Below are 10,002 nucleotides of genomic sequence, written 5' to 3'. Positions count from 1 at the left end.
GTGTTCTCGAAATACATTGATACAGCTTCAGGGACAATAAGAGCAATAATATTTGAGTTATCAGCTAAGTAACCGCCGCCCTGATTGTTATCTAGTTTCCAAGTGCCGTCTAAAATTGTCTGCGGGTCTAATGAAGTATGAATATTTTTCTCTATAACTGTGCTGAACTCGCAATTATAATCAAGATAGCTGATTGTTCCAGAAAGATTAATTTTTTCTTCTGAAGTCATGCTTATTGATAACGTGCCTCCGTCAGAAGTTACTGCTGTCCATTCGCCTATGTCATTGCGCTGGGTAGAGATTGTTACACCGTTATAGAATACAGGCAGGAATAAAGAGTCATTGCTGAGAATAATAATTGCTGTAAATTTTGCTGTCCCGCTTGTTTGTTCGATATCGCATTCATCAAAGAAGGCCATTGCACGTGTTACAGGAACATTTACGGTCTCAACAGTTTTATTTTTCTGAGCTGCTCTATATTGCTCTACTACTTCAGCAGGAAGTTCGCCAAATGCCGCAGTGAAAGCCTCAAGATCGCCGCTGTCAGGATTTATTGATGTTATTGAAGCTGTGCCGTTAGTTGATGATGACCACGCACCTTGTAAAACTGTATTAACATTTGTCTCACTGGGAGTACCGCTGCTGCCTCCGCAACCTCCTGACAAGATCATGAGAGAAAGTATCAAGAGTCCGATAAAAAATTTTTTGTTCATTTACTTTGCCTCCCTACTTTAAAATCGCTCCATCGTCTAACGCTATATCAGCACTTTCAGCAGCAGTGTTGCCTGAAATATCGCAGTTTACTGTTGTTAAATTTGCGCTTGATATATAAATTCCTCCGCCGTTCTGTTTTGCGCTGTTGCCTGTAACTTGACAATTATTCATGGTTATAGTATTCATTGCAGCCAAGCCGCCGCCGGTTGCAGCAGTGTTGCCTGTAAATTTGCTGTTGTTAATCGTAACTGTGCCGCTTCCCCAAGAAGATATACCTCCGCCGAATGCCGCTACTGAATTATTCGAAATATTACAGTTCGTGATTGTAAGTGATACCGCCTGCGAATGTATACCGCCACCGCCTAATATTGATTTATTGCTGTTAATGTCGCAGCTTATGATATTGACTTGGCCTCCGTCAACTTTTACTCCTCCGCCGTTCGTAGAATTACCGCCCTTAATTACTAAATTTTCGAGTGTGATATTTCCCTGACATCTAATAACTCTGTCATTTGCACTAGCAGCGTCTAATACAGCACTGGCACTACTCGGAGTCTTAATTGTGATATTTTTCTTGATGTTGATTGAGCGTACTAAATTGAAGCTGCCGGATAAAAAAATTGTCCCGCCGTCTTTAATATGCTCTACAGCGTTTTGAATGGCCGTCCCGTTAGAATTAGTTATTAGAACACTAGCAAAGCCGCTAGGAACGTGATAACCTTCGCCGAGATCTATATCAGCAGCAAAAGCACTACCGGCAAATATAAAGATTATCAGCATTAATGCAATTAAATATTTTCCCTGCAATAATTTTTTCATTGCCAAAAATCCCCCTTCATAAATTTACAAATAACTTGCTGATTTTAACACAGAATAGAATTATAGAAGTATAAATTTTGAGAGAAAAAAAACTGCGCCCACATAATGAACGCAGCAAAAATTTTTTATTTCTTCATGAGACCTGCGCCGGCGTTCCATGCTTTAGCGACTTTTGCTCCCGTTGCGTAATAGTCCATATTGTATTGATCGAACATTACAGCTTTTAATTTTGCGGGATCAACTTTTCCGGCAGCGTTTAAGATATTTTCATCGGCGATTACATTAACTATTTTACCGACGACTCTAATTTCGCCGAACATTTCGCGGGCTTCGAGTAATTCACATTCCATTGTCAAAGCAAATTCGCTGATAACGGGTGCGTCGACGCGTGAACTTTTTTCCGCGTGAAAACCTGTTCTAGCAAATTTATCGGGCATTTTGTTGCCTGTTGCTATTCCGAAAAAGTCAGCTTCTTTTATGTGAGCTTCGTCGGCGAGTGCTACTGTGAAGGCTTTGCGTTCCCGGATATTTGCGAGAGTCTTTCTGTCGGGTGCGAGATTGAGTGCGATTTTGTCCTCTCCGCAGATACCGCCCCAAGCAACGTTCATAACGTCGACAACGTCATTTTCTCCGTAAGTACCGACCATTAAAACCGGCATGGGAAATACCGCTGGAAGAACGCCTAAATCTTTCTTCATGATAATATTAAATCCTCCTGTTAAATTGTGATGTAATTATTTAATATTTGAATACAATTTTATTATTGCACATGAGTCAAGCGCGCATTATAAAATCCCGGCCATAAATAACCGGGACTCTTATAACGAGATAATGAGAAAATTTTTATTGTGCTAATTTCTTCATTGCCTCGACTCTTGCCTTCTGAGCTGCTAATTGTGCTTCAAGGCTTGCGAGCTGTTCTTCTTCCGTCTTGAGAGATTGATTCATTCTTGCTGATAAAGTGTCTGCAATCTGCTTCAACGATTCAAAATCTGCCTTAATATTTGCAACGTCGGTAAATCCGCCCTCTTCGATTTTCGTAATTCTTGAGTCAAGTGCAGCAATGGCCGTGTTAATTTCTTTCTTGAACTCATCGAGCTTGGGTGCAAATTTATTCTGCATCACTGTCCACATGACATTAAGCAGCAATATTACGCAGATTACACCGATTATTATTTGCTTCTTCTTGTCCGGCTGCTTCGGAGAATTATTATTTTGCGCGCTCATTGTAAAATTTTCCTCCGTTCATGAATATAGCAAAAGAGGCCCGTTAATGTTGAGCCTCTGCAAAAAATTTCATTATTTAACTTCGACTTCTGCTCCTGCGTCGGCGAGCTTCTTGCGGATCTCTTCGGCTTCTTCCTTAGATACACCCTCTTTGATGTTCTTCGGCGGGTTGTCAACGAGTTCCTTTGCTTCCTTGAGGCCGAGCGACGTAATTTCGCGGACTACTTTAATTACACCGATTTTGTTTGCGCCGGGTGCTTTGTAGACGACATCAAACTCTGTTTTCTCTTCTGCTGCGGGGGCTGCTGCTCCTGCTCCGGGCATTGCTGCCATCATGACGGGTGCTGCTGATGCTGATACGCCGAATTTCTCTACAAGTGCCTTCACGAGTTCCGAAAGCTCTAACACTGACATTGTTTCAATAGCCTGAATGATTTCTTCTTGTGTCCTAATAAAATTTTCCTCCGAGTAATATAATAAATAATAAATTTACGCTGCTTCGCCCTCTTGTTTCTTGTCGCGAATCTGGGCAAGGCATGTAACAAAATTTCTGATTGTACCTGACAACACATTGACGAGTCCCGATAACGGAGCTGCAATCGTCCTGACAACTTGACCGCGCAGAGCTTCTTTTGACGGGAGATCTGCAAGTGCTAACAATTGATTCAAGTCAAGCTGCTGAGTCTCTAACAAACCGCCCTTGAGAATAAACGCTTTCTGGGTCTTATCGTTAAAATATTCCTTCAAGACTTTTGCGACGCTGACGGGGTCATCATAACACAACGCAAATATATTAGGTCCCTTCATCATGCTTTCGGGAAGGGCATCGAGTCCGGCTTCCTTCATTGCGATTGCGAAGAGTGTATTTTTTGCGACTTTGAGCTCTCCTCCTGCCTCACGAACTTTAGCGCGCAGCATTGTACTTTGTGCGACCGTCATTCCGCGATATTCAGCAACGAAAACAGCTTTTGTCTTCTCGAGTTTAGCTTTTAATCCGTCAACGAGTTCATATTTTATTTTTGCCGGCATGTAATTATTTCACCTCCTTAATAAATAAAAGCTCCCCCTATTTTACACTAAAACAGGAGAAGCAATAACTATCGCGTTAAAATTTTTCTCCTGAGCAGGACTTACTGATTTTGCCTGCTGTCTTAGGAATTTATTTATTTGCCAGAACGAAAATTTTTCTACAATGCTAATTCTTTCTGCGCTTGTGCCGGATCTATTGCGATTCCCGGTCCCATCGTCGGAGCTATTGCAATGCTCTTAACGTATGTCCCCTTCACTGATGCGGGGCGCGCTCTATAAATTGCCTGCAATAAGGCTTTAACGTTGTCGAATAAATCATCGGTCGAGAAATCTCTGCGTCCTGCTGCGTTGTGAGTGATTCCGGCTTTGTCTGCGCGAAATTCTACTCTGCCTGCTTTGATTTCTTTTACTGCGTCGGCGAGCTCAAATGTAACTGTTCCGGTTTTCGCACTGGGCATTAATCCGCGCGGGCCCAAAACTTTGCCGAGACGACCTACTGACTTCATCATATCCGGAGTAGCTATTACTGCGTCGAAGTCCATAAATCCGCCCTGAATCTGCTGCACTAACTCTTCACCGCCGACGATGTCCGCGCCTGCGTCCTGAGCTTCTTTCACTTTCTCGCCCTGAGTGATGACTAAAACTTTTTTAGTTACGCCCGTTCCATGAGGAAGTGAGACAGTGCTTCTTACCTGCTGATCAGCATGACGGGGATCTATTCCGAGTCTTACGTGAACTTCTATGCTTTCATTAAATTTTGCCGTTGCTACAGATTTGAATAATTCTACAGCCTCACGAAGACCGTATAATTTTCCTGCTTCGATTTTAGCGGCGGCTTCTCTGTATCTTTTGCTGCGTTTCATTCTTTATGCCTCCTTGTGGTCGATAACGAGTGAAAAACTCTCCCACTTTATGACTTAATCAACAACTTCGAGTCCCATAGATCTCGCTGTGCCCTCGATCATGCGCATTGCTGCCTCTGTGTCGTTAGCGTTGAGATCTTTGCGCTTAAGTTCTGCAATTTCTCTAACTTTTGCGCGGGCGATTTTGCCGACCTTTGTCTTGTTGGGAACGCCTGAACCTGACTCGATCCCGGCTGCCTTCTTTAATAACACTGCTGCAGGGGGAGTCTTTAACTCAAATGAAAAACTTCTGTCAGCATAGACAGTGATTACAGCAGGAATAACTAACCCCGCTTGATCCTGAGTCTTTGCGTTGAACTGCTTGCAGAACTCCATTATATTTACTCCGTGCTGACCTAATGCAGGTCCTACAGGAGGCGCAGGAGTCGCTTTGCCGGCGGGTAACTGCAATTTTACCTGCCCCACAACTTTTTTAGCCATGATAAAAATTTTCCTTTCTGTGTGTAATGCTTATATTTTCTCTAACGCTTTGTAGTCTGTCTCCAGAACTGCACCGCCGAGAACTTCACTCTTAAATTTCACTTTGCCTTTTTTCGCGTTAATTTCCACGACAGGCCCTGTGAATCCTTTCATCTCACCTTCTGCAATGACTCTTACTGTGTCGCCCGGCTTTATGTCGATCTCGACTTTTTTCTCGCTTTCCTTCTGCATTCCCGACATGATTCTTTCGACTTCATCAGATGAAAGCGGCATAGGGTGAGTCCCTGCTCCGATAAATCCGGTAACGCCCGGAGTGTGTCTAACTGCATACCAAGACTGCTCGTCAAGAATCATCTCTACTAACACATAGCTTGGATATAATTTTCTCGTAACCTCGCGGCTTTTGCCATTTTTGACAACTATTCGCGTTTCAGTCGGCACAAGAACATTAAAAATTTTATCCTGCATGTTCATAGCTGTTATACGTTGACGAATATCAGCCTCGACCCTTTTTTCATAACTCGCGTACGTCTGCACAACGTACCAGCGGCGATCTCCCGGCATCTTTTATTAACCCAGCAGCGTACGGAATAACCACGCAAGAAGAAAATCTATCAGTCCCAAATAAAGCGAGACACAAAGCGTAAAAACTATTACGACAAGCGTCCAATACCATATTTGCCTGCGTGTGGGCCAGGTTACTTTCTTTAACTCTGCTTTTGCTTCACGAATAAAATTTTTCAATGAAGCCAGCTTCGATGGTTTCTCTGTAGTTGCTTTTGCCATTGTTGTATATATACCTCATAAAAAAATGGCAGGCCCGGCAGGACTCGAACCTGCAGCCCCCGGTTTTGGAGACCAGTGCTCTGCCAATTGAGCCACGGACCTGCATAAAATTTTATTGCTTGATTAACTCTGCAAATTCTACAACAGGTTTAAATCTTTGGCAACTGTTATAAATTTATTTTGACTCTTTGTGAAGTACTGACGCGTTGCACCACTTGCAAAATTTCTTAAGCTCTAACTTCTTGGACTGCTTTTTTTTGTTCACAGTCGTTGTGTAATTTCTGCGCTTGCACTGGGTGCATGTAAGTCCGACTATATCTGCCATTGAAAAATTTTCCTTCTTTCTATATATTTAATGTCCTGAGAATTACCCGCAATATTTTAGCACAGGATTAATTTTTTTACTTTATGAGCGGAATGCATTTAGTTATTGCACACACATAAATTTTTACGCACATTCGAGTCGCGATAAACGAAAAAATCCCTCCGGCCATTTACCAGAGGGAATAAATTATTTGTCCGATAAATTAATTTTTGTCGCTAAATTCAGCATCTACAGTGTCATTATCGTTATTGCTCGAAGTGTTTGCGCCGGGGTTGCCGGTAAAGTTTGCGCCCGGGTTGCCTGCTCCTGCCTGCTGATAGAGTCTCGCGCCGAACTCCTGCATTGTTTTGTTGAGATCATCTTTTGCGCTCTTCATGCCTGACTCGCTGCCTGACTCGATTGCTTTTTTCAGCGCGTCAATTTTCGTGTTGACTCGTCCTTTTTCTTCAGGAGTCATTTTATCGCCGAGATCGTTCATTAATTTTTCTGCGCCGAAAACTGCTGCGTCTGCCTCATTGCGTGCCTCTGCTGAACTGCGTTTTTTCTCGTCCTCGTCTGCGTGGGCTTCTGCGTCGCGCTTCATTCGTTCGATGTCCTCTTTTGACAAGTTAGAGGATTGAATCGTAATTTTCTGTTCTTTGCCGGTGCCCTTGTCCTTAGCTGATACGTTGAGAATGCCGTTTGTGTCGATATTGAATGTAACTTCAATCTGCGGGATTCCTCTCGGTGCCGGTGCTATGCCGTCAAGTGTAAATTGTCCGAGTTTTACATTATCCTGCGCCATTGGACGTTCACCCTGAAAGACTGCGATTTCAACTTGAGGCTGATTATCTGCTGCTGTCGTGAAAACTTGAGTCTGCTGCGCGGGAATTGCTGTATTACGCTCGATCATCTTTGTCATGACACCGCCGAGAGTCTCAATTCCAAGAGTTAAAGGCGTTACATCAACGAGAACTATATCTTTGTGATCGCCTTTGAGTATAGCTCCCTGAATTGCTGCACCTGCTGCGACGCACTCATCAGGATTAATGCCCTTTGTCGGTTCCTTGCCGAGCAGATCTACAATTTTTTTCTGTACCATAGGCATACGAGTCGAGCCTCCGACGAGCAAAATTTTATCTATTTCACTTGCGTTGAGTCCGGAGTCCTCTAATGCGCGTTGAGTCGGCTTTATCGTTCTGTCAAGTAAATCTGCTGTCATTTCCTCGAATTTAGCGCGCGTTAATCTCATCTCTAAATGTTTCGGGCCTGACTGATTCGCCGTGATGAATGGCAGTGATATAGTAGTCTCGGTCATGTTGGAAAGCTCAATTTTTGCCTTCTCTGCTGCCTCGCGTAATCTCTGCATGGCCATGTTGTCATTTCTTAAGTCAATGCCTTCTGTTTTCTTGAACTCGTTAGCAATGTGTTCAACGATTCTATTGTCCCAGTCATCGCCGCCGAGTCTATTATCGCCAGCTGTAGCAAGAACTTCAAAAACGCCCTCGCCGACATCAAGAATCGATACATCAAACGTGCCGCCGCCTAAATCGAACACTAAAATTTTATGCTCGTCCTTCTTGTTTTCTCCGTAAGCAAGACATGCCGCAGTAGGTTCATTTATGATTCTCAAGACTTCGAGTCCTGCGATTGCTCCTGCGTCCTTTGTTGCCTGCCTCTGTGCGTCCGTGAAATATGCCGGTACTGTGATAACTGCTTGAGTTACTGTTTCGCCGAGATAGTCTTCTGCGTCGCGTTTCAATTTCTGCAAAATCATTGCGCTTATTTCCTGAGGAGTATATTTTTTGCCGTCTATAGTAACTCTGTAATCTGTGCCCATTTCGCGTTTAATTGACATTATAGTTCTATCTGCATTGACTATCGCCTGACGTTTTGCGAGCTGGCCTACGAGTCTTTCGCCGTCCTTTGTGAATGCTACAACAGAAGGAGTCGTACGCGCACCCTCGTTATTTGGAATAATAGTAGTCTGGTCGCCTTCCTGAACTGCTATACAGCTGTTTGTTGTTCCTAAATCTATACCTACAACTTTTGCCATGATAATTTGCCTCCAATTTTAATTATTATTTAATTTACCTACTATAACTTGTGAAGGGCGTAAAACCCTGTCTTTATTTCGATAGCCCCGCAAAATTTCTGTAATGACTTTGCCGTCAAGATCGGGATTATCTGTTTGTTCTGTGCCTGAAGCGTCGTGCAGTGAGGGATTAAAATTTTCTCCTGCTGCTTTAATTGCTGTAACGCCTAGATTTTCAAGCACGTTTACAAATTGTCTCTGTACCATTTCAACGCCTGCTAGAATATCTCCGCCGTTCTTAGCTGACTCTAACGCTCTATCAAGATTATCAAGCACGGGCAGAATTTCAATTATTACGTCTTCCTGGGCGCGCTGTCTTGTCTGTGATTTTTCCTTTATTGCACGCTGGCGGTAGTTGTAAAAATCTGCTCTTGCGACTGCGAGTTCGTGTTCAAGATCTTTTATTTTCGCGTCAAGATCGGGCGTTAAATTTTCCTGTTCCTGTTCTGATTCTGACTCAGGCGTTAAATTTTCCTGCTCTAATTCTGCCATGAGGTTAAATCATTCCTCCGTATCCTCGTCTAAAATTTCCGCGACACTTTCAAGCACGCTGATTGATTTCTCGTAATCCATTCTGAGCGGCCCTATAAGACCCAGTACTGCTTTTTGCTGTCTCGGTCTTGCAGGAATAAGAATCATCGCGTTTTCTGACATTCTTTCATCTTCGTTCTCTTCACCCAGCGAAATATTTAATTCTTTCGAGTCTCTGCATTTAGCAATCATTCGGGCTAGGGGCTTTTCCTGTTCGAGTAAATTCAATACTGCCTGCAATCGTGAAAGAGTCTGAAAATGGGGCAGATCCAAAATTTGACTCGCTGCACTCGAATAAAATTTATAATTCTGATCCGTCAAAAATTTATCAAGCGCGTTAATTGCTCCCCTGCAAGAGTTTTCTGCTTCCTCAAGTCCTCCCAGTACATATTTATAAAGGGTCTCGCGAACTTCTGCCCACGAATGACCGCACGCAACTGTACTGATTTTACGGCTTAAATCTTCGAGAACTTCCGGCGACACTTCATAAGGCAGATTAAATTGCGAATGATGAACGAGTCCGCCCTTAAGCACGATTAAAGCTAATACATTATTTCCGCCCATGAGCATTAAATCAATGTGCTGAATTTCTGCGCCGTCAAGCCTCGGAACTGCTGCGACTGCTACACAATTTGTCAATCTTGCCATGAGGTGGGTAACGTGATTTAACAGATCTTCTATTCCGCTTTTGCTGCCTTGAATCTCGCGCCTTATGTCCTGCTCGTGTGTGTGATGTCTTGCGCGTGCAGTAACTGAGTCAACATAAACGCGATAAGCTCTAGCCGTCGGGAGTCTGCCTGATGATGTATGAGGCTGATAAAAATATCCCATTTCCTCAAGATCGGCCATTTCGTTGCGTATAGTTGCAGGGCTCAAACCGCGAATATATTTTTTCGTGATAGTGCGTGATCCGGCGGGCTCTCCCGTTTTTATGTACTCGTAGACAACTGCGAGAATGATACTTAATTGTCTTTCTGTCATGTTAATTACTCACCTCCTGAAAAATTTTATTCTTGTTTTAGCAGTTACTATTAATGAGTGCTAATTTTTTAGAACGCTGATAAGATTAGCAGAGGGTCATAAATTTGTCAATAAGCTGTGAAAATTTTTGCGATACAGTGAAGGATCACCATACCGCCGCCAGGGTGGGTGGG

14 protein-coding genes and 1 tRNA gene are annotated in these 10,002 nt (G+C 43.3%); all 15 read right to left on the bottom strand.

Translation table 11 applies throughout. From position 1 onward, the window contains the following. Positions 1-713: hypothetical protein (locus tag IJT21_06860; protein MBQ7577966.1), on the bottom strand; the 713-nt coding region annotated here is incomplete at its 3' end. A 13-nt stretch (positions 714-726) separates the two neighbouring features. Continuing rightward, entirely contained in the window at positions 727-1,533 is an 807-nt protein-coding gene (locus tag IJT21_06855) for a hypothetical protein (GenBank protein MBQ7577965.1), read from the bottom strand. A 125-nt stretch (positions 1,534-1,658) separates the two neighbouring features. Continuing rightward, positions 1,659-2,231, bottom strand: a complete 573-nt coding sequence (locus IJT21_06850) for a flavin reductase (protein MBQ7577964.1) — start codon at positions 2,229-2,231, stop codon at positions 1,659-1,661. A 145-nt stretch (positions 2,232-2,376) separates the two neighbouring features. Continuing rightward, complete coding sequence (locus tag IJT21_06845; protein MBQ7577963.1) at positions 2,377-2,760, bottom strand: hypothetical protein; 384 nt, start codon at positions 2,758-2,760, stop codon at positions 2,377-2,379. 72 nt (positions 2,761-2,832) lie between these two features. Further along, positions 2,833-3,174, bottom strand: coding sequence for a 50S ribosomal protein L7/L12 (gene rplL, locus IJT21_06840; protein MBQ7577962.1), 342 nt, complete (start codon positions 3,172-3,174; stop codon positions 2,833-2,835). Positions 3,175-3,249: 75 nt separating this feature from the next. Then, entirely contained in the window at positions 3,250-3,789 is a 540-nt protein-coding gene (locus tag IJT21_06835) for a 50S ribosomal protein L10 (protein ID MBQ7577961.1), read from the bottom strand. A gap of 158 nt (positions 3,790-3,947) precedes the next feature. Then, the gene (locus IJT21_06830) at positions 3,948-4,652 is read right to left on the bottom strand and encodes a 50S ribosomal protein L1 (GenBank protein MBQ7577960.1); all 705 of its coding nucleotides are present in this window, start codon (positions 4,650-4,652) and stop codon (positions 3,948-3,950) included. 54 nt (positions 4,653-4,706) lie between these two features. Further along, on the bottom strand, positions 4,707-5,132 hold the full coding sequence (gene rplK / locus IJT21_06825) for a 50S ribosomal protein L11 (protein MBQ7577959.1): 426 nt from the start codon (positions 5,130-5,132) through the stop codon (positions 4,707-4,709). A gap of 30 nt (positions 5,133-5,162) precedes the next feature. Next, entirely contained in the window at positions 5,163-5,696 is a 534-nt protein-coding gene (nusG, locus tag IJT21_06820; GenBank protein ID MBQ7577958.1) for a transcription termination/antitermination factor NusG, read from the bottom strand. Between the two features lie 6 nt (positions 5,697-5,702). Beyond that, positions 5,703-5,918 (bottom strand): preprotein translocase subunit SecE, encoded by a 216-nt coding sequence (gene secE / locus IJT21_06815; protein MBQ7577957.1) that lies wholly within the window; start codon positions 5,916-5,918, stop codon positions 5,703-5,705. A 26-nt stretch (positions 5,919-5,944) separates the two neighbouring features. Continuing rightward, a tRNA-Trp gene (locus tag IJT21_06810) sits at positions 5,945-6,020 on the bottom strand. 73 nt (positions 6,021-6,093) lie between these two features. Next, positions 6,094-6,243, bottom strand: a complete 150-nt coding sequence (gene rpmG / locus IJT21_06805) for a 50S ribosomal protein L33 (protein ID MBQ7577956.1) — start codon at positions 6,241-6,243, stop codon at positions 6,094-6,096. 202 nt (positions 6,244-6,445) lie between these two features. Then, a complete protein-coding gene (gene dnaK / locus IJT21_06800; protein MBQ7577955.1) occupies positions 6,446-8,278 on the bottom strand; it encodes a molecular chaperone DnaK in 1,833 nt (610 codons plus the stop codon). Positions 8,279-8,296: 18 nt separating this feature from the next. Then, on the bottom strand, positions 8,297-8,809 hold the full coding sequence (locus tag IJT21_06795; GenBank protein ID MBQ7577954.1) for a nucleotide exchange factor GrpE: 513 nt from the start codon (positions 8,807-8,809) through the stop codon (positions 8,297-8,299). A 9-nt stretch (positions 8,810-8,818) separates the two neighbouring features. Then, positions 8,819-9,829, bottom strand: coding sequence for a heat-inducible transcription repressor HrcA (gene hrcA, locus IJT21_06790; protein ID MBQ7577953.1), 1,011 nt, complete (start codon positions 9,827-9,829; stop codon positions 8,819-8,821). Positions 9,830-10,002: the final 173 nt, after the last annotated feature.

The sequence above is a fragment of the Synergistaceae bacterium genome (assembly GCA_017443945.1).
In the GTDB taxonomy this organism is placed as follows: Bacteria; Synergistota; Synergistia; order Synergistales; family Aminobacteriaceae; genus JAFUXM01.
The sequence above is the reverse complement of the archived record's forward strand: the minus strand, read 5'-3'. Positions and strand labels throughout refer to the sequence as shown.

Coding starts and splice junctions, on each gene's coding strand:
- secE (MBQ7577957.1), bottom strand. CDS start 5,918: ATGGCAAAAGCAACTACAGAGAAACCATCGAAGCTGGCTTCATTGAAA.
- rplL (MBQ7577962.1), bottom strand. CDS start 3,174: ATGTCAGTGTTAGAGCTTTCGGAACTCGTGAAGGCACTTGTAGAGAAA.
- IJT21_06795 (MBQ7577954.1), bottom strand. CDS start 8,809: ATGGCAGAATTAGAGCAGGAAAATTTAACGCCTGAGTCAGAATCAGAA.
- nusG (MBQ7577958.1), bottom strand. CDS start 5,696: ATGCCGGGAGATCGCCGCTGGTACGTTGTGCAGACGTACGCGAGTTAT.
- IJT21_06855 (MBQ7577965.1), bottom strand. CDS start 1,533: ATGAAAAAATTATTGCAGGGAAAATATTTAATTGCATTAATGCTGATA.
- IJT21_06845 (MBQ7577963.1), bottom strand. CDS start 2,760: ATGAGCGCGCAAAATAATAATTCTCCGAAGCAGCCGGACAAGAAGAAG.
- dnaK (MBQ7577955.1), bottom strand. CDS start 8,278: ATGGCAAAAGTTGTAGGTATAGATTTAGGAACAACAAACAGCTGTATA.
- IJT21_06830 (MBQ7577960.1), bottom strand. CDS start 4,652: ATGAAACGCAGCAAAAGATACAGAGAAGCCGCCGCTAAAATCGAAGCA.
- IJT21_06835 (MBQ7577961.1), bottom strand. CDS start 3,789: ATGCCGGCAAAAATAAAATATGAACTCGTTGACGGATTAAAAGCTAAA.
- hrcA (MBQ7577953.1), bottom strand. CDS start 9,829: ATGACAGAAAGACAATTAAGTATCATTCTCGCAGTTGTCTACGAGTAC.
- rpmG (MBQ7577956.1), bottom strand. CDS start 6,243: ATGGCAGATATAGTCGGACTTACATGCACCCAGTGCAAGCGCAGAAAT.
- rplK (MBQ7577959.1), bottom strand. CDS start 5,132: ATGGCTAAAAAAGTTGTGGGGCAGGTAAAATTGCAGTTACCCGCCGGC.
- IJT21_06850 (MBQ7577964.1), bottom strand. CDS start 2,231: ATGAAGAAAGATTTAGGCGTTCTTCCAGCGGTATTTCCCATGCCGGTT.